Raw genomic sequence first — 20,119 nt, 5'->3', positions numbered from 1 at the left:
CGTGCCCGGTGCCGTATCCGAGAGGGGAATTCCACATGACGGACGAACACCCGAGCCGTTCACTGGCCGACGCGCCACGCGCCGACGAGGGGTACTACGGCCCGGACAGCGTGTCCTGGCGCATCTTCGCCGACCCGGGCTCCGCGCTGGGCGCCAAGAACGCGGTCTTCCTGCAGATGCTCGACGCGGGGATGATGCAGCACTTCGAGCGCGTGTCGGTGACCTCCGAGGGGCCCGAGGAGATGGCCGCGCGCTTCGACCGCACCTCCGCGTACCTGCGCGACTCGATCTACGCCGACCGGGCGCACGCCGACGCCGCCTCCGCGCACGTCGACCGTCTGCATGAACGCGCCTCCTGGACGAACCCGGAGACCGGCGAGGTCGTGAGCGCCAAGCAGCCCGAGTGGCAGCGGTGGACCTGGTGGACCTACATCTGGTCGGCGCTGCGCGGCTATCAGGAGTTCGGCCCGGCGCCGCTCACGGCCGCGGAGACCGACCGGGTCGTCGTCGAGTCGCACATCGGCGCGAAGAAGCTCTTCGTGCCGGGTCCCTACTTCGAGACGTTCGCCGAGCTCGACGACTACATCAACGAGGGGTTGAAGACCAAGTCGCTGACCCTCTTCGCCGCACTGGCCGGCCACGAGCTTCGGCATCCGCCGGTGAAGGGCCTCGTCGCGAAGTGGGCGACCCGCCGCGTGCTCAACGGCGTGCTGTCGCTCCTCCCGGAGACCGCGCGCTACTTCTTCGCGGTCGAGGACCGCAGCGAGAAGGAGCTGGCGAAGGGCGCGAAGTTCACCAAGTGGGTCGCGAAGCTCGCCCGGAAGAACCGCTCGGCCGAGGAGCTCATCTCGCAGGCGATCGGCGAGACGATCGCGAAGCCGTACCAGAAGGTGCGGGTCAAGAAGGGTGCCGCGCAGGCTTCGGCAGCAGCGTCCTGACCGCGACGTCCGGGTCGGCGAGCAGCCGCGCGTCGACCCGGACGCCCTGGTCGATCAGCCGCCGCGCGGCGCGGACCGTCAGGGGATCGTCGACCGCGGCGGCGCCGCGCAGCATCCCGTCGTCCACCCGGAAGACGGTCGGATGCGGCCCCGGTCGCACGATCTCCTCGCCCGGCCCGGTGAGCTCGCCCACGACCTCGACGTGGAGCCCGTAGCGGTCGGACCAGAACCACGGCGCACCGCGCGTGGGCACCGGCAGCCCGAGGATCGCGGCGGCGACGGCCTGCCCGTCCAGCTGCGCCGCCTCCCAGTGCCCCGCGGGCGCGAACGAGCCGTCGGCACCGCGGCGCCCGGCCGCATCCCCCACCGCGAAGATCCCGGGCGCGCTCGTCCGGCCGGCCCTGTCGACGAGGACGCCGCCGTCGACGGCGAGTCCCGCAGCCTGTGCGAGCGCGGTCTCGGGCACGACGCCGGTCGCGAGCAGCACGCCGTCGGTCTCGATCGCGGCGCCGCCGGCGAGCTGGACGCGCAGGCGCTCCCCCACCTCGGTCACCGCGGCGACCGTCTCGGTGTGCACCCGCACCCCGTGAGCGGTGTGGAGGTCGTGCAGGTGCGCGGCGAGCGTGCCGCCGAACGCGTGCACGCCCGGGAGCGGTTCGGGTTCGACGAGGTCGACGGCGGTTCCGGCGTCGCGGAGGGATGCTGCGACCTCGGCGCCGATGAAGCCGCCGCCGACGACCGTGACGTGACCGCCCGACAGCGCGCGCAGCCGCTCGGCGTCGGCGAACACGGCGAGCGTCTGCACGCCGGGAAGGTCGCTGCCCGGGAACGCGGGGCGGTGCGGGGCGGCGCCGGTCGCGAGCACGACCGCGTCCGCCCCGAGGACGGCGCCGTCGTCGAGCGTGACGGTCATCGCGGCCGGGTCGATCGAGGTCGCGACGCGGCCGTCGCGCACCTCGATGCGCTGCTGCGCGAGCGATGCCGGGTCGGCGAAGGCGAGGGACGCGAGCGTCACCGGCCCGGCGAGGACGGTCTTGGACAGCGGAGGCCGGTCGTAACAGGCCGGTTCGCGTTCGACGACGACGATCGGGCCGTCGTGCCCGCCGGCGCGGAGCGCACTCGCGACGGACCAGCCGGCGATGCCGCCACCGATGATGACGACGCGGCCGAGGCCGCTCACGCCAGGCGCTCGGGGTTCGGGGTCAGCACGAGGTCGTCGCCGACCACCTCGATCGTGTGCACGGCGACGCCGCGGGGTGCGGGCAGGCACAGCGCCGCCCCGTCGGAGAGGCGGAACTGAGCCGAGTGCAGCGGGCACTCCACGCAGCCGTCCTCGATCCAGCCCTCGGCCAGTGAGGCGCGCTCATGGGTGCAGGTGTCGTCGATCGCGAAGTACCGGCCGGCGCTGAACACGACCGCGATGTCGTCCTGGGTGCCGACGGTGTCGCGCGGGACGACGAACGCCTCGTCCTCGTCGATGTCGCCGACCTTGCCAACGGTGTACGAGTTCCCCACACCGTCAACGTAGCAGCGCGCGCCAGGTCGCCCCCGCGCCCGCCGCGGCGCGCTCACCCGTCGCGAATCGCGGGTGCGGGCGCGCAGCATCCGTCATTCGCGACGGGTGAAGCGGCGTCGGAGCCGCTCGCCTGTCGCGAAGTGCTGCCGCGCGCCGCAGTTCGCGACAGGTGAGCGACTGCGGCGGCTCGGTCAGAGGCCGGTCGCGCCACGCAGCCGGTGCCCGACGGCGATCGACTCCCCCGAGATCGCCCGGGCGAGCGGAGAGAGCAGGAACGCGATGAGGTCGGCCGTCTCCGCCGGGGTCGACTCGCCGCCGCGCGCGGGGGCGACCTCCGCCGACGGCGTCTCGGTCACGATGCCGGGACTCACGGCGTTGACGGTCACGCCCGTACCGGCGAGCGCGTCGGCGAGGTTCTTCGCGATGAGGATGAGCGCCGCGTTCCGCACCGACCCGGTGACGTTGCCGGTCTGGAACGCGTTCTGCCCGCTCACCCCGACGATCCGGCCGCGGCCGCGCTCCCGCATCCCGGGGATGACGGCGTTCGCGGCGCGCAGGAACGCGAGCGCCTTGCGGTCGACCGCCTCGAGGACCTGCTCCGGATGCGAGTTGCGCGCCGGGTCGAGGGTGCGCGCGCTGGGCGCCGCGCAGACCACGAGTCCGTCGATGCGGCCGTGCTCGTCGAGCACCCGCGCGACACCCGTCTCGACGGAGGCGTCGTCGGTCGCGTCGATCCGCAGCCGGTCGGAGCTGCGCGACGCCGGGATCGCGACCGCCCCTTCGGCCTCGAGGCGCGCCACGACGGCGCTGCCGATGAGGCCGTGCCCGCCGATCACGAGGACGACGTTCCGTTCCAGCTGCAGGTCCATGGTGTCCTTCCCGGCCGCGTCGGTCTTCGGAGGATGCGGCCGCCCTCGGAGAACGATAGGCAATTCCTCCGACGTCCGCGCGATCCTCCGGCGTTCGCGCGCCCTCACGCCTCGGTGAGCGCAGCCACCTCGTCGTCCGTGAGGTTCCGCAGCACGAACCGCTGCATCTTGCCGCTCGGCGTCTTCGGCAGCGACCCGACGACGTGCACCCGGCGCGGGTAGCCGTGCGCGCCGTAGCCCTGCCGCACGGCCAGCTGCAGTCGCGCGGTGAGGGTGTCGCGGTCGACCTCCCCCGCGAGCACGACGAAGGCCTCGATGCGTTCACCCGACAGCGGATCGGGCCGGCCCACGACTGCGGCCTCGGCGACCAGCGGGTCCTGCACGAGGATGCGTTCGAGCTCGAACGGCGAGATGCGGTAACCCGAGGCGAGGATGACGTCGTCGTCGCGGGCGGCGAAGTGGAAGAAGCCGTCCTCGTCCACCCGCGCGAGGTCGCCCGACCGGTACCAGACCCCGTCCGGGGTGTAGCGGCGCGCGGACTGCTCGGGGGCGTCGACGTAGCCGGCAAACCACATGAGCGGGCTCTCCGGCACCGACAGGACGAGTTCGCCGTCGCGGATGGCTGCCGAGAACCCGGGCAGCGGCAGGCCCATGGACCCGTCGCGGAGGGGCGTGCGCAGCGGCTCGCGCCACGCGTTGACCACGGCCATGCCGTGCTCGGTCTGTCCCCAGTGGTCGCGCACATCGGCGCCGAGTGCGGTGGGCGCCCATGCGGTGACGTCGGGGGTGAGCGGCTCGCCGGCGGAGGATGCGGCACGCAGCGACGCGCGGAGGTCCGGCGCGTCCTGCATGATCGCCCGGTACACGGTGGGCGCGCCGCCGAGGTTCGTGACCGAGAACGTCCCGATCACCCGGACCGCCATCGGCACCGAGAACCGCACGGTCACCAGGATGTTGGGGCGGCCGATGACGAGCGGCCCGACGATCCCGTAGTAGAGCCCGTACGCCCAGCCCGGGTCGGCGACGTTCCAGAAGACGTCGTCGTCGCGGACGTCGAGGCCATAGGTCATGTACGACCAGAAGGCGGCGAGCGCGAACGCCGGGACGCCGACGCCCTTCGGCGCGCCGGTCGTGCCGGACGTGTAGATCTGGATGAAGAGCCCGTCCGGACCGACCGCGGTGCGCTCCGCGAGCGGCTCGTGCGCGGCGATGAGCGCCTCCACCTCGTCACCCGACGCGATGGTGCGCACGCCGAGCCCCGAGAGCTTGGGCACCTGGTCGGGGTCGGCGATGACGAGCGGCGCACCGGCGCTCGAGACCCGCAGCTCGATCGCGGGCGGCGCGAACGCCGTGAACAGCGGGACGTGCACGGCGCCCAGGCGCCAGATCGCCAGCAGGATCACCGGCAGCTGCGCGTGCTTGCCCATGAGCACGGCCACCCGGGTGCCGCGACCCACGCCCTCCTCGCGCAAAGCCGCGGCGAGCCGCTTCGACCGGTCCGCGAGCTCGCCGTACGTGAGCGGGACGGCTGCGCAGTCGCCGTCGACGACGGTGAACGCCACGGCCTCGGGCGGATGCGTGTCGCACAGCTCGTGCGCGACGTCGAGGCCCGGCGCCCGGAACCGGCGCCGCAACGCCGCGATCTCCCGGGCGATGTGCGGGTCGGTCCGCCACGGCGGCACCCCGACGGGTGCGATCTCGTCGTCGTGACCACTGGGCATGCGCATCCTCCGAATCCCGACGGCGCGCGAAGGAGCCGCCCGCCGCCGGTATGTCGAGTCTCCCCCGGAGCGGGCGCCGGCGGCACCCCCGTTCGATGGGGGGTGGCGGCCGGCGCCTACCCGCGGAACGTCGCGACGAACGCGCTGAACTCCGCGGCGAACACGGCCGAGTACGGGTACGCGAGCTGGTCGGCGATGTTCGGCACGTCGGCGTCGCCCACGTCGCGCAGGATGTGCACGGTGTCGGGCAGGGTCACGAAGCGCGCGACCCCCGGGGTGAACGCCTGCGACAGCGCGATCACGCCGGAGCCGGGGGTGCCGTCGCCGCAGGGGGTGTTGAAGTCCTTCGTCCCGCAGGTGATGAGCGTCGGGATGCCGATCGCAGGGACGAGGTCGGCCGGATCGACCGCGTCGTAGCCCTTGCCGTAGAGGGTGCGGTAGGCGTGGGTGATCACCATCTGCGCCGGGTCCGACCCGTAGATGTTGTCCTGGATGGTCGTCTGCATGAGCGCGGTGAAGTCCGTGGCGCCGGGCAGCGGCACGGGTCCCGGCACCGGGTACGGCGGGGTGCCGCCGCGGATCTCCGCCACGCCCGCATCCAGCCACGTCTTCAGTGTGGCGACGTCGGCGGGGTCCATGGCGCCGCCGGTCGCGGCCGCATCCATCTGGTCGGCGAACTGGCGCGAGACGATGTCGAGGATGTGCGTGTATGCGGGTTCGACGAGCGCGAGCCCCGCGGCCGCCGGCGCACCCTTCGGCTCGGTCACGACGAGCGTCGCCACGGCGCCGCCCTCGCTGTGGCCGATGACGATGAGCCGGTTCGGGTCGACCCCGGGCACGGCCGCGAGGGAGGTCAGGGCGTCGCGGGCGGGCTGGACGCGCAGCTGCTCGTAGGTGAGCGGCAGCATGGCCGAGGGGTCGGCGGCGTACGGGCCGAGCCCGGTGGCGCCGGTGCCGAGCTTGTCGTAGCGGAGGGACGCGATGCCCTGGGCGCTGAGCAGGTCGGCGATCCAGCGGTACTGGTCCATCTCGAGCCCGGCGCCGTTGCCGTCGCGGTCGACCGCGCCGGTGCCGCCGATGATGATCGCGGCGGGGACGCCGGTGCGCCCTGGCGCCGGTGCCCGGAGACTCGCGGCGAAGGCGACGCCGCCGCTGATGAACGACACGTCCTGGTCCGGCAGGATCACGGACGACACCGGCGTCTCGTCGCACGGATCGGATGCCGCCTGCGCCGGGCCTGCGGATCCGATCACCGCGACCCCGGAGACGGCGAGCGCGGCGACCACCAGCAGCGCTCCCCCGCGGACGCCCCGTCGCCGACCGGTCCGATGCAGCACCACCGCGCCGACACCGGCGAGCAGCGCGAGCAGTCCCAGGATCAGCGGCCCGGCGACATCCGTCCCCGTCGCAGCAAGACACTCGACCATGGTTCCCCCAACCGCCGGCGATTCCCCTGCGCGGGAGTCTGCCCCAATCGGGGGTTTCCGCGCGACGAATCGGCGCGAAGTCGTGACTGGTGTGGCTGATGTGGTGTCAGGCGGTGGTCGGGTCGAGCGCGCCCGGGTCGGGTCGGTCGAATGCGGCGATCCGGTCCCGGATGCCACGCAGCCGTGTGACGAGGTCCCGGGCGGCGGCCTCGTCCAGGTCGAGCGCCTGCGTGAGGCAGTCCTCGAGCCATCCGATCTCCGCGCGGATCGCCTCGCTGCGCTCGGTCGGTGCGACCCGCACGCGACGGCGGTCGTCGGGGTCGACGTCGCGGACGATCAGCTCGCGCTGCTCCATCCGGCGCAGGAGCCCCGCGACGCTGCTCGAGTCGAGCCAGAGCGCGTCCGCGATGGCACCGGGGGTCTGCTCGCCGGCCTCCCACAACAGTCCCAGCACCATCAGTTGCTGGTAGCTCAGCCCCCACGGCGCGAGCAGGTCGCGGTAGAGCTGCAGGGTCGCGTGCGTCGTCGAGTACAGCGCGAGGCACACCGCCTCGTTCAGCCTCGTGGAGGTTGCGGCATCGACCGCGGTCGGTCCGTTCATCGGGGCAGCGCCGCCTCGATCGCGGCGATGACCTGCGGGGCGTCGGGCTTCGTCCGCGGGCTGAAGCGGGCGACATCCCCGCGCGGGCTGATGACGAACTTCTCGAAGTTCCAGCTGATCGGCCCGCTCTCACCGCTCTCCCCGGGCACCGTCGTCAGCTCGCGGTACAGCGGGTGCGCCTTTTTTCCGCGGAGCCTCGCCTTCTCTGTCATCGGAAAGGTCACTCCCCAGGTCGCCGAGCAGTATTCGGCGATCTTCTCCTCGGAACCGAGCTCCTGGAGGAAGTCGTTGCTCGGGACGCCGATCACTGTGAACCCGCGGTCGGCGTACTGCTTGTGCAGCGCTTCCAGGGCCTCGTACTGACCGGCCAATCCGCAGCGCGAGGCCACGTTCACCACGAGCGCGGCGCGCCCGTCGGTCAACGCGCCGAAGGTGGTCTGCTCCCCCTGGAGCGTCGTCAGCGGGATGTCGGTGAGGTCCATGGTCGAGCCTTCCTGTTCGGGGTGGGATGCGGGAATGCTCGCACACAAGTATCTTGTACACAAGGGTTTGCACGCTGCGCCGCAGGTCGCCCACCGCACGGGCGACGGACGGGCAACTTCGCAGTTTCGCGCGGACTCCGCAGGATCTCGGGCGAATCGTGCGAAGTCCGCGCGATTCTGCGGAGTTCGGCGCCCGAGGCAGTGGGTGCGGGCGGGCGGCTCAGGCCGCAGGCGCGTCGCCGAGGTAGCTCGCGGCGATGAGGTCCTGGTCGGCGCGCAGCCGCTCGGCGGTGTCCGTCATCGTGATCCGGCCGCGGTCCATGACGTAGCCGCGGTCGGCGATGCTGAGCGCGAGCGGCACGTGCTGTTCGACGAGCAGCACCCCGGCCCCGGTCACGTCCGCGAATTCGCGAACCCGGGGCGTCAACCGCTCCACGATCACCGGCGCGAGTCCCAGGCTGAGCTCGTCGATCATCAGCAGCCGCGGCCCACGGGCCATCGCGCGGGCGAGCGCCAGCATCTGCTGCTCACCGCCGGACAGCTGCCCCGCGAGCCGGTCCTTCAGTCGCTCGAGCTCCGGGAAGAACTGCAGGGCCTGCGCGAACGACAGCCGGCGCTCACCCCGGTGCGTGAGCGAGAAGTGCTCGGCCACCGTGAGGGAGAAGAACAGGCCGCGCCCCTCGGGCAGATGGCCGAGCCCCCGCCGCGCCAACCGGAACGCCGGTTCCTTGGCGGTCGAGACGCCCATGAAGCGCACGTCGCCGGACGTGATCGGGATGAGCCGGGAGAGGGCGCGCAGCGTCGTGGTCTTCCCCGCGCCGTTCGGCCCCAGCAGCACGATCACCTCGCCGGCGGCCACCCGGAGCGACACCTCCTTCAGAATGCCGGACTGCCCGTATCCGGCGCTGACGTCCTCGACGTCCAGCAGTGCGTGCTCGCTCATGCCGCTCCCTCCTCGCTGCCGACGCCGAGGTACGCGGCGATCACGGCAGGGTCCTTCCTCACCTCGGCGGGCGTGCCCCGCGCGATGACGCGCCCGAAGTCGACCACGACGATGTGGTCGCACACCGACATGACCAGGCTCATGTCGTGATCGACCAGGAGCATCGACGTGCCGCGGTCGACGACCTCTCGGAGGATGCGGCCGAGCGCGGCGCTCTCGGTCGGATCCAGCCCGGCGGCCGGCTCGTCCAACAGCACGAGTTCCGGCCGGGGCGCCAACGCCCGCCCGACGCCGACGAGCTTGCGCTGGCCCTCCGTGAGCTCGCTCGCGGGGCGCTCCGCGAGCGCCTCGAGGCCGAGGATCCGGATCGTCTCGTCGACCGCATCCGGGGTGTCGGATCGACCGCGGAGGAGGTCGCGGGTGGTGGTGAGGAGCCGGGCGTCGCCGCACGCGACGGACAGGTTCTCCCTGACGGTGAGGTCTTCGAACAGTTCGCTGTGCTGCCAGGTGCGCCGGAGTCCCCGCCGGGCACGGCGGTGGGCGGGCAGCCCGTGCAGCGACCGGCCGGCGAGCCGAACGGCGCCCTCCGCCCTCGTGAAGCCCGTGACGGCGTCGATGAGGGTGGTCTTCCCGGCACCGTTCGGACCGATCAGCCCGACGAGGGTGCCCCGCGGCACGGCGAAGCTCACGTGGTCGAGCGCGACGACCCCGCCGTAGCGGACGGTGAGGTCTTCCAGTTCCAGCGCGGCGGTCACAGCGTCGCCCCTTCCATCAGTGCCGGGGCGGCGGTCTCTTCCCGCCGCGTGCGCCGCCGCTTCCGCTCTTTGACGGGGCCGCCGGCGATGCCCTCGGGCTTGAACACGATCGTGAGGATGAGCGCGATGCCGCCGACGAGCTGCAGCAGTTCGTACGGGAGGTCGATGCGCTCCAGGACGAGGAAGCCGCCGACGGCGCCGACCATCATGGTGCCCGCGATCACGGCGCCGCGGACGGTGGTGATACCGGCGATGTAGACGAACGCGACCGCGCTCATCGCGATCGCGACGCTGAACCGCCCCGCGGTGACCGAGCCGAAGTTGTAGGCGTACATCACGCCCGCCACACCGGCGATCGCCGAGGACAGCGCGAACGCGGTCAGTTTCGTGTCGCGGACCGAGATGCCCGCGGCAGCGGCGGCGCGCTCGTTGGAGCGGACCGCGAGGAATCGATGACCGAGGTCGACGCGACGCAGGCTCGAGGTGAACAGGCACGCGAGAACGGCGACGATCGCGATGAGGATGCCGAACAGCGGGCTCGGGATGCCGCCGATCCCGAGGAACGAGGCGTCGGGACCGATGCTCACCCCGAACAGGTCGGGAGAGGGCACCTTCGCGCCGGTGGCTCCGCCACCCCACACCGGGTTGCGGAAGATGAACTGCTCGATCGCGACCGCGGCGGCGAGGGTCACGATGAAGAGGTTGACACCCCTGACACGCAACGCGGAGAAGGCGACCACGATGCCGACGACGACGGCCGCGGCGATACCGAGGAGCGGTCCGAGCGGGAACCCGATCCCCCACCCGACCGCGACCTTCGAGACCACGAACCCGGCGAGGCCCGCGGCGGCGACCTGCAGGATGGAGGACTGCCCCATGTAGCCGATGATGACCACGAACGAGAGCGCGAGCACGACGCCGATGAGGGTGTTGATCCCGGCCTGGCGGAAGTCGTAGGGCAGGAGCAGGAAGTACAGCACGCTGGCGACGGCGACGATGACGGTCGGTCGCAGCATCCGCACCGGCACGGGCACGGGCGGGAGCCGCTTCTCGATGAGGCTCTCCCGGCGGGGCAGGGAGGAGCCGCGGAGGAAGAGGGCGATCACGACCACGACGAAGAAGAGGAGGTCGTCGACACCGGTCAGCGCGGCACCGTCGACGGTCGGGAACCACGGCTGCGCCTGGGCGAGGGTGAGCAGCGACGTCGCGATCCCCATCGCCAGCCCGGCGGCCACGGCGATGCCGAACGAGGTGAACCCGGCGAGCAGCGCCGCGGCGAGCGCGGGGACGACGACGTTCGGGATCGTGACCGGGTCGAGTCCGGTCGTCGGCGAGGCGAGCACGCCGAACAGGCCGGCGAGCGTCGCCGAGAGCACGACGTTGATCAGCGAGAGCGAGTTCACATCGAGTCCGGCGAGGGTGGCGTTGGTGTCGTTCTCCGCGGCCGCGCGCGTGGCGAGGCCGAACCGGGTGAACCGGTACAGCGCGGCGAGCAGGACGGCGACCACCACGACGATGCCGGCGAGGATGAGGCCTTCGAGCCGGATCGGAATGTCGAAGACTCGCACGGTCAGACCCGGGCCGAGGACGGATGCGGGCGCCTGCCCGTCCGAACCGAAGCACAGGAAGATGAACGAGCCGATCGTCAGGTAGACGCCGAGGGTGGCGAGCAGCTTCGTGAGCGGCGCGGCTTGACGCAACGGCCGCACCACGACCACTTCGAGGACCACGCCGAGCGATGCGCTGACGACGAGGGCCGCCACGAGGGCTGCGACCGGAGGCCACGGGCCGGGACCCAGCCGGAGCCACGTGGCGTAGAGGTAGCCGCCGTCGGTGAGCCCGTAGTAGGCGTACGCGCCCATGAGGGCGATCGAGCCGGTGGCGATGTTGATGACGTTGGCGCCGCGATAGGTGAGCACGAGCCCGAGGGCGATGGCCGCGATGAGCGCACCGGGCACGAGTCCGATGACGGTGAACAGCAGGACGGATTGCATACGACCTCCAGTGCGGGGGCCGGTCGGACCGGCCCCCGCACCCGTAGTTAGTTGATGCCGAGCCAGGCGCCGTCGGTGACGTCCGTCCACGCAGACCCGTCGAACGCGTACGCGCGGGTGGCGAGGGAGGGCAGCGCCGGCAGCGGCATCTGCGTCTGCACCGAGCCGTACGCGACGACCGGCGAGCCGAGGAAGATCGGTCCGGTCCACGCCTTCGCCGCTGCGGCGATCGCCTCCGGCGTGATCTCGGTCGCCGCGTTGAGGTGGTGCTGGAGCGTCAGCGCGGCCTGGAGCGCGACGATGCCGTCCATGTCGGACTCGTCGAGCGTCGCATACCACTCGAGGTAGGCGTCCATCTGCGCCTGCGACTCCGGGTCGCCCGTCGGCACCTCCGGGTTCGGGTAGGCGGACAGGTACGTCCAGGCCGGGTACGCCCCGAGTGCCTGCTCGACTGCCGACGAATGGCATGCCGACAGCGCGAGCACGGTCGCGTCGGTGCCGAGGGCGGTGATGGCGCTGTCGACCGCGATGCACTGCTGGGGCAGGATCACGAGCGGGATGATGAGGTCGGCGTCCTGCACGCCCGCGGCGACGAGCGGCGCGGTGACGTCGGTGGCGGACAGTTCGACCGCCGCCTGCTTGACGTCCTTGCCGCTGCCGCGCAGCGCACCGGCGAGCGCGGTGCCGATCGTGCTGGAGACGGCTTCACCCTCCACGGTGATCACGGCGACCGAGGCGGGCCGCAGGTAGCGGTTCACGAGCTCCATGACGGCGGGGATGGTGCTGAACGAGCCGGGTGCGGTGTAGAACCCGTTGGGCGCCATGCCGTCTTCGGGCGTCAGCGGGAGCGCGCCGATGATGGGGATGCCGGAGGGGTCCATGATCGAGTGGAACGAGGCGGATCCGGCCGAGATGTTCCCCTGGATCACCGCGACGACCTCGTCGTCGTTCACGAACTGCTGCGCGCACGACAGGCCGCTCTCCTCGCTCGTGATCTCGCATGCCTCGAGCACGATCGTGGCGCCGCCGGCGCCGCCGAGCTGGGCGTTGATGAGCTCGATCGCGGCGTTGGTCTGAGCGGTGAGTTCAGGGGTGCTGCCGGGACCGGAATCCGCGTTGACCCAGCCGACCGTGACGGTGTCCTCCCCGGCCGCGTCGGCGGTGCCGCCGCCTGCGGCGAGGAACGCGTCGATCGTCGCCTCGGAGAGACCGGCGGCCGCCGTCTCGGTGGGCTCGGCGGTGGGGTCGGCGGCGACGCTGCTTCCGCATCCGCTCACGGTGAGCATGGCGGTCATGCCGAGCGCCAGGAGTGCTGTGGTTCTCGTGCTCTTCTTCATTGAGGAGCTCCCTTCTTCTTGGGTCGGGTGGTGCGTTCGAGGAGGAACGGTCAGGCGCGTTCGCCGCTGACGGTGGAGGGCGGGAACTGGCCCGCTTTGGAGGTGCCGGCGAGCCGATCGCCGTCCACGGTCAGGGTGAACGCGAGCGTGAGCGGGAACGGCCCCTGCACCGCGGCGGTGAACGTGAGGTCATCGCCGTCCACGACGCCGTCGGCGATCTCGGAGGTGCCGTTGTTGTTCGTCGCGGTGCCGGTGAGCCGGTCACCGTCGCGGAGGAGGTGCAACGTGAACCGCTGCACGCCCATCGGGGTGTCGATCGCCAGCTTCCACTCGCCGTCGACTGTGGACATGGGGACTCCTTCTGGTCGGAGAGTGCGCCGGTCAGGCCGGCGGGTCGGTCGGGGTGAGGGTGCGGTACCCGGAGCGGTAGAACAGCAACGGGCTCGGCTCCGCACCGGCCTCGGCGAGGGCGGAGGCGAGCTTCCGCACCCGCCCCACGGCGATGTAGTGGTCGCCCCCGGGGTGGACCACCTCGAGATCGCACTCGATGTGGGCGATCGCGCCGTCGATCAGCGGCGCACCGTACTCGCCCCAGGACCACCTCAGCCCCGAGAACTTGTCGCCGCCGCTCCGGGCGAACCGGCGGCTGAGCTCCGCCTGGTCGGCGGAGAGCACGTTCACCGCGAACCGATGCGTCGCCCCGATGCGGGGCCAGCTCGTGGACGTGCGCGACGGGCACACCATCACCAGCGGCGGATCGAGCGAGAGCGCGCTGAACGACTGCGCGGTCATCCCGAGCGGCGTGCCGTCGGCGGCGCCGCCGGTGACGACGACGACCCCGGTGGCGAAGTGGGACATGACGGCTCTGAACTCGGCCTCGTCGACCGGGTCGACACGGCCCTTCTTGAGGAAGGGGCGGGGATCGGTCATGATGCTCACCGCGCCAGCCACCGGTCGACCGCGGTGCCGAGCAGCTCGTACGCGTTGACATCGAGGATGCGGTGCTTCTCGTCGTCGGTGAGGTCGGGGTTCTGCTGCAGCACCTCGACCGCTTCGGTGAGCGAGGCGAAGATCGCGTCGCTGCCGAGCAGCATCCGGTCGACCCCGTAGGTCTCCTTGCCGAGCCGGAGGGCGGCCGGGATGTCCTGCACCGAGGTGTCGAACCAGAGGTTGCGCCGGAACAGCGACATCGGGTCGGCGGGGTCCAGGTCGAGGTCGGCGATCCAGGAGAACATGCCGGTGCCGACCGCGGCGACCGCGCTCATCTCGATGCCGCGGCGGAGGTTCCGCTCGTACCGCTGCCACAGGTACGGCAGCACGCCGCCGCAGAGGGCGAAGATGAACCGGATCCGCGGATACCGCCTGGTGAGTCCGGACAGCGCCACGCGCATCGGGGCCATGGCGATCTGCATCGTCGAGCCGAGGCCCATCTCCAGCCCGAACTCGGTCAGGCCGGGGTGGCAGCGGGAGTCGGCCCCGACCGGGTGGACGTACACGAACACGTCGTCGTCGCGGTCGCCGAGCGCCTGCCAGAAGGGCTCGTAGTCCGGGTGGTCGAGCGGGCGGCCGCCGATCACGCACGGGAGCGCGATCCCGACGAGTCCGAGCTCGTCGAGCGCCCGCGCCGCCTCGGCGATCGCCTCGTCGACATGGGGCAGCGGCACGCTCGCGAACCCGCCGAACCGCCCGGCGAACCGGTCCCCCAGCTCGACGTACAGATCGTTGATGTGGCGGGCCGCGCCCGCGGCCGAATCGGCTTCCGCGACCTCGGTGTTCAGCCCGACGGCCGACAGCAGTTGCACGTCGACCCCGACCCGGTCCATCTCAGCCAGGCGTTCGTCGAGGTCGTCGCGTTGCCGGCCGGCGAACCGCAGGTCGTCCCGGCCGGTCTCGACGAGGAGGTCGATGTAGCTCGCCGGCCAGTAGTGGGCGTGGACGTCGATCCTCATCGCTCCCCCTCCGGGCTCAGCAGCGCCGCGGTGAAGTCGTCGAACGCACCCCGGACGTCGGTGCCCGGGTCGACGAGGTTGATCGCCTGCAGGCCGTTGACGAGCCCGACGAGGGCGGTGGTCGCGCTCTCCACGGTCCAGCCCCTGGCCAATCGGCCGGCGTCCGCGACGACGCGCACGCGTCCCCGCGTCTGCTCGAGGATGACCTTCGTGCGCAGCCCGATGAACTCCTGCGCCACCGGATCGCCGGCGATCGCCTCGCCCTGGAGCACATGCTGGAGTCGGATCCGTTGACGGCCGTGGTCGTCCAGGCCCAGGAACTGTGCGAGCGGCGAGAACGGGTCCGTGACGTCGGTGCCCTCCTCGAACCGCAGCGATGCCCGGATCGCCCAGGCACGCTCGGCTTCCAGCACGCCGCGGAACAGGTCCTGCTTCGTGGAGAAGTGATGGAGGATCGCCTGCCGCGTCACACCGATCCGGCGTGCGACCTCGTCGAGCGTGGTGCCGGCGTAGCCGCGCGTGGCGAAGACCTCCGCAGCGACCTCGACGACCGCGGCGGGATCGAGTGCGTGCCCCTTCTTGGGCCGTGCCATCATGCCCGCACCCCCAGGTGGACCGGCTCGACCTCGTCATCGGTGAGCGCCGGGAAGAACTCGTGCCCCACGTTGGGGAGCACCTCCCGGACGAAGAGGTCGAACGACTCCGTGACGACCGCCGGGTCGGACAGTCCTGCGGTGAACCGGATGTTGACGTGTTCGACACCGTTGTCGGCGTACCGGCGGAGCTGCGCGACGAGGGAGTCGGGTGTGCCGGCCGAGATCCACTCCTGCACGAACTTCGCATTGCGCGGATACTCGTCGGTCGACAGGTCGGCCTGAGCGAGCTCGCGCAGGCTCCGGCGGTCGCTGGTCCGGTCCATCATCGGGTTCATCCCGGTGAGCAGCTCCGCCATCTCCCAGGCCCGGTCCTCGGTCGGTCCGCAGAACACGTGCCGGGTGACGAGCGACTTGCGGGACGCGTCGCGCTGCTGCCGTTCGTCGATCCCGGCCGCCGCCATCGCAGCGCGGTGGCGTGCGAGCTTCGCAGCGGCCGCATCCGGCAGGCACGGGCCGAGGAAGACCGGCCATCCCCGCGCGCCGACCTCGTCGATCTTCGCGTCGGTGTTCGTGCCGATCGCCTTCTGCGCGCCGCCGCGGCGCCACGACACCGGCATCATCCGGCCGAGCAGGCGGCCCTGGTCCCACTGCGAGTCCATGACGATCGGCGGATCGTCGAACTTCTGCCGCTGTGCGCGTACGAGGTAGTCGAGCTTGGAAGCGAAGATCTCCTCGCGGCGCTCAGGGTCGAGGCCGAAATTCTCGAAATCGGGAGAGAAACCCACGCGGCCGGCGCTCAGCCCCAGGATGAACCGGCCCTCGGTGAGGAGGTCCACGACGCTCGCGTCCTCCGCGAGGCGGAGGGGATGGTGCAGCACGAGCGGCACGATCGTCGTCCCGAACCAGGTGTCGCCCAGATGCGGAGCGAGCCGGGCGCCCATGAGGAACGGGTTCGAGTACGGCTCGTAGTTGTTGAAGTGCTGCTCGCCGAACGTCACCATCGCGAAGCCGGCATCGGCGGCGGCGATGGCCTGATCGATGCAGAGGTCGATCATGGGCTTGTCCCTGGCCTCACCCAGTGCCACGGGTCCCATGAACACGGACAGGTGCATGGTGGTCCTTTCCGCGACGCCGAACGGCGTCGTCGCCTCATCACCGAAGTGCAGGGTCCTCGGATGTGGAGGGTTCACCGGGATCGCAGGATGATCCCGGTGAACCCACCGCCCCCGATGTCGCTGTGCTCGGGCAACCTCGCCCGGCGAGTCGTCATCGACCCCAAAACTTCCTTACAGGTAAGTAAGTTTCCAGATCCAGGACGCCCACGCAACCCCTCCGCGAGGAATACGACGCATCGACGAGCGCGATGCTGCCCGAACGCGGCGCAGCCGTAGCCGAGGCCGACACTGTGCGGCATCCTTGGTCGCATGGCGCGCTTCGTGCTCTCGGCGATGCCGTTCACCGGCCACGTCAACCCCTTCCGTGCCGTCGCGACGGCACTGATCGCACGCGGACACGACGTGCGGGTCTATTCGGGTGCCGCGTTCCGCGACGCGGTCGAGTCGACGGGCGCGCGGCTCGTGCCCTGGCACCGTGCGCCGGATTTCGATGAGAACGACCTCGCCGCCACGTTCCCGCGGCTGCAGGGCAGGAAGGGGATCCGTCAGCTCCTCGTCAACGTCGAAGACGTCTTCATCGACACCGCTGCTGCGCAGGTGCAGGACCTGCGGGACGAATGGGCGAATGAACCGTGGGATCTCCTCGCCGGCGACGACGTCTCGATCGGCGCGGCGCTGTACGCCGCGCAGCACGGCGGGCCCTGGGCGACGATCTCGGTGACCCCGCTCAACCTCTTCGGCCCCCAGGGGCCACCCTCCGGACTCGGCCTCCGGCCGGGCAGGAACCCCATCACCAAGGCGAGGGATGCTGCGCTCCGCGCGACCGCACCGCTGTTCGCCAGACCGCTCGGAAAGGCGATCGCACGGGCGGAGGAGGCGATCGGCCTCCGGCCGCGGGGACTCACGATGGAGCAGGTCACGTTCTCCCGGCAGCTCATCGTGGCGAGCGGGTCGCCCCTGCTGGACTTCGAGCGCACGGACCGGCCCGGCTTCGTGCACTTCGTCGGCGAGCTCGGCGTGCCGCCGCCCGCGGCGCAGGCGCTGCCGGAGTGGTGGGACGACCTCGACGGCCGCCGGGTCGTCCACGTCACCCAAGGGACGCTGAACATCGATCCGGCCGACCTCATCGCACCCACGCTCGAGGCCCTGGCCGACCGGGACGACCTGCTCGTGGTCGTGGCGACGGGCATCGCCGGAGTCGACGAGCTGCCCGTTCCGGTCCCGTCCAACGCTCGTGTCGCAGGACTCCTGCCGTATGCCGAGCTTCTTCCGCGGGTGGATGTCGCCATCACGAACGGCGGATGGGGCGGCACGCTCGCGATGCTCGCCCGCGGTATCCCCCTCGTCATCGCGGGAGGCGATCTCGACAAGCCGGAGACCGCCTCCCGCGTCGCGTGGACCGGCGCAGCCGTCAACCTGAAGACCGGCACGCCCACCCCGGCCCAGGTCGCAGCGGGATTCGACACGCTTTCGACGGACGCTTCCTACCGGGATGCCGCAGCCCGCGTCGGCGCACAGCTCCGGTCGCTCGGCGGGGCCGCCCGAGCAGCCGAACTGCTCGAGCGCGCGCTCCCGCGACGCGGCCTTCCTCCGGCAGCGTGACCGGTTGATGCGCGAAGAGGGCCCGCCATGTCGGCGGACCCTCTTCGCTTCCCGGTCGGGATGACAGGATTTGAACCTGCGACCCCTTGACCCCCAGTCAAGTGCGCTACCAAGCTGCGCCACATCCCGGAAGTCGCCCGCTGCGCGGGCAACTCCACAATCCTACCTGCTCCGGCGCGTGCCCGCGAACGCGGCAGGGCGCACCGCGCGTGTCGCGTCCGGCTCGGGTGGCGGATGCTGCCGCATCGCGGCGCAGCATCCCACCGTTCCCGCCACGTCGACGCAGCCCCCTCCCGGATGTCCGAGCGCGCGCGTACCCTCACGGCATGCAACGGATCGAACTGCGCCCCGCAGGCCCGGGCACCGAGGCCGACGTCGAGCACACGTTCACGGGCGGGGGCGACGCCGCCGGCTGCCAATGCCAGTGGTGGACGATCCCGCTCCGCGAGTTCCGCACCACGACCCGCGACGAGAAGACGCGGATGCTGCACGACGAGATGGCCGCATCCCCTCCCCCGGGACTCATCGCGCTCGTCGACGGCGAACCAGCCGGGTGGGTGCGGGTTGGCCCACGCATCCGCCAGCCACGACTGCTCGCCACCCGCGCATGGGCCGCGTCGCCCGATCCGAAGGACGCAGCCGACGTGTGGGCCATCAGCTGCTTCTCCATCCGCCGAGAGCACCGGGGCTCCGGGCTCATGCGCACCCTCATCGACGGGGCGGTCGCGCTCGCGCGGGAGCACGGCGCACGGGTCGTCGAGGCGTATCCGTACGACCTCGAGATGAAGCGGGTGCCGGTGAACGATCTCTACGTCGGCGTGCTCGGCCCGTTCCTCGAAGCCGGGTTCACCGAGGTCGGGCGCCGGGTGCCGCACCGGCCCGTCGTGTCCCTCACACTCACCGAGGCCGGGGGCGATACCGTGAGCGGGTGAGCATCGACGCCGATCACGCGCCCGTCCGCACCCGACAGACGCCCGCACGGTTGTGGGCGTTCCTGCCCTTCGTCGCACTGACCGTGGTGCACGTCTCCGCCCTCGCGGTCGGCGACCCGACCGTCGCCGCACCCACCAAGCTCGGGCTCATGCCGCTCCTCGCACTCGGCGTCGTGCTCAGCGCGTGGGGCATGCGGTGGGGCGCACCGCTCGTCCTCCTCGTCGTCGCGATCGCCTTCTCGTGGCTCGGTGACGGCGCCGCCACGTTCTTCCCGTTCGCCGACGAGCTCGCGATGATGCTCACCTGCTTCGGGCTCGCGCACGTCTGCTACATCGTGCTGTTCACGAAGTACCTCGCGCGAGGACGCCTGCCGCTCTGGGCGGCCGTCTACGTCGTGTGGTGGGTCGCGCTCCTCGTGATCCTCGCGCCGTCGGTGCTCGCCGGCGACGACGGCATCGTGTGGCTCGTGGCGATCGGGGCGTACGGCATCCTCCTCGGGTTCACCGCCGCATCCGCCGCCCGCGCCACCCCCGCGGTCGCGCTCGGCGGCGCGCTCTTCCTCACCTCGGACTCGATCCTTGCGTTCCGCATCTTCACCCCCGACGCGGTGCCGGACTGGACGAGCCCGGCCGTCATGATCACGTACTGCGCCGGCCAGGGCCTCATCGCGGCGGGCGCGGTCGTGCTGCTGCGCGCGAAGGCGGCCCGATGACGGATGCCGGGAGCAGCGTCCGCGTCGACGTGTGGCTCTGGGCGATCCGCGTCTACAAGACCCGGTCCGCCGCGACGACTGCGTGCCGGGCAGGGCACGTACGCGTGAACGGCGACCGCGCGAAGGCCGCGCAGCCGGTGCGCGCGGGCGATGAGCTGCGGGTGCGGATCCAGGGGTTCGATCGCATCCTCGTCGTGCGGCAACTGCTCACCAAGCGCGTCGGGGCGCAGGCCGCGGCGCCCGCGTACGAGGACCGCACACCTCCCCCGCCGCCGAAGGAACTCACCGCGTTCGTGCCGGTGCGGGACCGCGGCGCGGGCCGACCCACCAAGCGCGAACGCCGCGACATCGACCGCCTCCGCGGCCGCGACGGCTGACGGCTACCGGCGGTCACGCCGTCGGCCCGGCGTCACGGGATTCGGGGTCTCACGGGATTCGGGATGTCACGAGATCCGGGATGTCACGGGATTCGGGGATCTCACGAGATTCGGCGCCGTCCGCGCCGAATCATCCGAGTCTCGTCACATCTCCGAATGCGGTGACGCTCCGATTCCGGTGACATCTCCCGATGCGGTGACGCTCCGATTCCCGCGACATCTCCGGATGCGGTGACGGCGCGAATCCACACC

At 71.6% G+C, this 20,119-nt stretch carries 21 protein-coding genes and 1 tRNA gene; 5 read left to right on the top strand and 17 right to left on the bottom strand.

What is annotated here, in order from left to right; all coding sequences use genetic code 11:
- Positions 1-35: 35 nt before the first annotated feature.
- On the top strand, positions 36-938 hold the full coding sequence (locus ACWAUO_RS04225; RefSeq protein WP_460773350.1) for an oxygenase MpaB family protein: 903 nt from the start codon (positions 36-38) through the stop codon (positions 936-938).
- Here ACWAUO_RS04225 and ACWAUO_RS04220 read toward each other — a convergent pair.
- The 16 genes from ACWAUO_RS04220 to ACWAUO_RS04145 all read right to left on the bottom strand — a co-directional run bounded on the left by ACWAUO_RS04220 (position 898) and on the right by ACWAUO_RS04145 (position 16,240).
- Positions 898-2,118 (bottom strand): NAD(P)/FAD-dependent oxidoreductase, encoded by a 1,221-nt coding sequence (locus ACWAUO_RS04220; protein ID WP_460773348.1) that lies wholly within the window; start codon positions 2,116-2,118, stop codon positions 898-900. The genes ACWAUO_RS04225 and ACWAUO_RS04220 overlap by 41 nt on opposite strands.
- The gene (locus tag ACWAUO_RS04215) at positions 2,115-2,453 is read right to left on the bottom strand and encodes a non-heme iron oxygenase ferredoxin subunit (RefSeq protein ID WP_460773346.1); all 339 of its coding nucleotides are present in this window, start codon (positions 2,451-2,453) and stop codon (positions 2,115-2,117) included. The genes ACWAUO_RS04220 and ACWAUO_RS04215 overlap by 4 nt, the downstream gene beginning before the upstream one ends.
- Positions 2,454-2,645: 192 nt before the next feature.
- Positions 2,646-3,323: an SDR family NAD(P)-dependent oxidoreductase gene (locus ACWAUO_RS04210; RefSeq protein ID WP_460773344.1), complete on the bottom strand. Its 678-nt coding sequence runs from the start codon at positions 3,321-3,323 to the stop codon at positions 2,646-2,648.
- Positions 3,324-3,427: 104 nt separating this feature from the next.
- Positions 3,428-5,044, bottom strand: coding sequence for an AMP-binding protein (locus tag ACWAUO_RS04205; protein WP_460773343.1), 1,617 nt, complete (start codon positions 5,042-5,044; stop codon positions 3,428-3,430).
- 116 nt (positions 5,045-5,160) lie between these two features.
- Positions 5,161-6,471 carry an alpha/beta fold hydrolase gene (locus ACWAUO_RS04200; protein ID WP_460773341.1) on the bottom strand — a complete coding sequence of 437 codons (1,311 nt, stop codon included), beginning with the start codon at positions 6,469-6,471 and terminating at the stop codon, positions 5,161-5,163.
- Positions 6,472-6,577: 106 nt separating this feature from the next.
- Positions 6,578-7,072 carry a MarR family winged helix-turn-helix transcriptional regulator gene (locus ACWAUO_RS04195; protein WP_460773340.1) on the bottom strand — a complete coding sequence of 165 codons (495 nt, stop codon included), beginning with the start codon at positions 7,070-7,072 and terminating at the stop codon, positions 6,578-6,580.
- On the bottom strand, positions 7,069-7,554 hold the full coding sequence (locus tag ACWAUO_RS04190) for a glutathione peroxidase (RefSeq protein WP_460773338.1): 486 nt from the start codon (positions 7,552-7,554) through the stop codon (positions 7,069-7,071). Before ACWAUO_RS04190 ends, ACWAUO_RS04195 begins: the two co-directional genes overlap by 4 nt.
- Before the next feature lie 220 nt (positions 7,555-7,774).
- Positions 7,775-8,497: an ABC transporter ATP-binding protein gene (locus ACWAUO_RS04185; RefSeq protein WP_460773337.1), complete on the bottom strand. Its 723-nt coding sequence runs from the start codon at positions 8,495-8,497 to the stop codon at positions 7,775-7,777.
- Complete coding sequence (locus ACWAUO_RS04180; protein WP_460773335.1) at positions 8,494-9,252, bottom strand: ABC transporter ATP-binding protein; 759 nt, start codon at positions 9,250-9,252, stop codon at positions 8,494-8,496. The genes ACWAUO_RS04185 and ACWAUO_RS04180 overlap by 4 nt, the downstream gene beginning before the upstream one ends.
- Positions 9,249-11,246, bottom strand: coding sequence for an ABC transporter permease (locus ACWAUO_RS04175; RefSeq protein ID WP_460773334.1), 1,998 nt, complete (start codon positions 11,244-11,246; stop codon positions 9,249-9,251). The genes ACWAUO_RS04180 and ACWAUO_RS04175 overlap by 4 nt, the downstream gene beginning before the upstream one ends.
- Before the next feature lie 47 nt (positions 11,247-11,293).
- Positions 11,294-12,583, bottom strand: coding sequence for an ABC transporter substrate-binding protein (locus ACWAUO_RS04170; RefSeq protein ID WP_460773332.1), 1,290 nt, complete (start codon positions 12,581-12,583; stop codon positions 11,294-11,296).
- Positions 12,584-12,633: 50 nt separating this feature from the next.
- The gene (locus ACWAUO_RS04165; RefSeq protein ID WP_460773331.1) at positions 12,634-12,933 is read right to left on the bottom strand and encodes a hypothetical protein; all 300 of its coding nucleotides are present in this window, start codon (positions 12,931-12,933) and stop codon (positions 12,634-12,636) included.
- Between the two features lie 31 nt (positions 12,934-12,964).
- Positions 12,965-13,513 (bottom strand): flavin reductase family protein, encoded by a 549-nt coding sequence (locus tag ACWAUO_RS04160; RefSeq protein ID WP_460773329.1) that lies wholly within the window; start codon positions 13,511-13,513, stop codon positions 12,965-12,967.
- 5 nt (positions 13,514-13,518) lie between these two features.
- The gene (locus ACWAUO_RS04155) at positions 13,519-14,532 is read right to left on the bottom strand and encodes an amidohydrolase family protein (protein ID WP_460773328.1); all 1,014 of its coding nucleotides are present in this window, start codon (positions 14,530-14,532) and stop codon (positions 13,519-13,521) included.
- Entirely contained in the window at positions 14,529-15,128 is a 600-nt protein-coding gene (locus ACWAUO_RS04150; protein WP_460773326.1) for a TetR/AcrR family transcriptional regulator, read from the bottom strand. The genes ACWAUO_RS04155 and ACWAUO_RS04150 overlap by 4 nt, the downstream gene beginning before the upstream one ends.
- Positions 15,125-16,240 (bottom strand): LLM class flavin-dependent oxidoreductase, encoded by a 1,116-nt coding sequence (locus ACWAUO_RS04145; RefSeq protein WP_460773325.1) that lies wholly within the window; start codon positions 16,238-16,240, stop codon positions 15,125-15,127. The genes ACWAUO_RS04150 and ACWAUO_RS04145 overlap by 4 nt, the downstream gene beginning before the upstream one ends.
- 312 nt (positions 16,241-16,552) lie before the next feature.
- Here ACWAUO_RS04145 and ACWAUO_RS04140 point away from each other — a divergent pair, with 312 nt between their 5' ends.
- The gene (locus ACWAUO_RS04140; RefSeq protein ID WP_460773322.1) at positions 16,553-17,845 is read left to right on the top strand and encodes a glycosyltransferase; all 1,293 of its coding nucleotides are present in this window, start codon (positions 16,553-16,555) and stop codon (positions 17,843-17,845) included.
- A gap of 55 nt (positions 17,846-17,900) precedes the next feature.
- Here ACWAUO_RS04140 and ACWAUO_RS04135 read toward each other — a convergent pair.
- Positions 17,901-17,974, bottom strand: a tRNA-Pro gene (locus tag ACWAUO_RS04135).
- A gap of 197 nt (positions 17,975-18,171) precedes the next feature.
- Between ACWAUO_RS04135 and ACWAUO_RS04130 the strand changes: the two genes are divergently transcribed.
- The 3 genes from ACWAUO_RS04130 to ACWAUO_RS04120 are packed head-to-tail and all read left to right on the top strand — an operon-like array spanning position 18,172 to position 19,867.
- Positions 18,172-18,777, top strand: a complete 606-nt coding sequence (locus tag ACWAUO_RS04130; protein ID WP_460773321.1) for a GNAT family N-acetyltransferase — start codon at positions 18,172-18,174, stop codon at positions 18,775-18,777.
- On the top strand, positions 18,774-19,490 hold the full coding sequence (locus ACWAUO_RS04125) for a lysoplasmalogenase family protein (RefSeq protein WP_460773320.1): 717 nt from the start codon (positions 18,774-18,776) through the stop codon (positions 19,488-19,490). The genes ACWAUO_RS04130 and ACWAUO_RS04125 overlap by 4 nt, the downstream gene beginning before the upstream one ends.
- On the top strand, positions 19,487-19,867 hold the full coding sequence (locus ACWAUO_RS04120; RefSeq protein ID WP_460773318.1) for an RNA-binding S4 domain-containing protein: 381 nt from the start codon (positions 19,487-19,489) through the stop codon (positions 19,865-19,867). Before ACWAUO_RS04125 ends, ACWAUO_RS04120 begins: the two co-directional genes overlap by 4 nt.
- Positions 19,868-20,119 lie beyond the last annotated feature (252 nt).

This window comes from Microbacterium sp. GXF7504 (assembly GCF_054798235.1).
The sequence above is the reverse complement of the archived record's forward strand: the minus strand, read 5'-3'. Positions and strand labels throughout refer to the sequence as shown.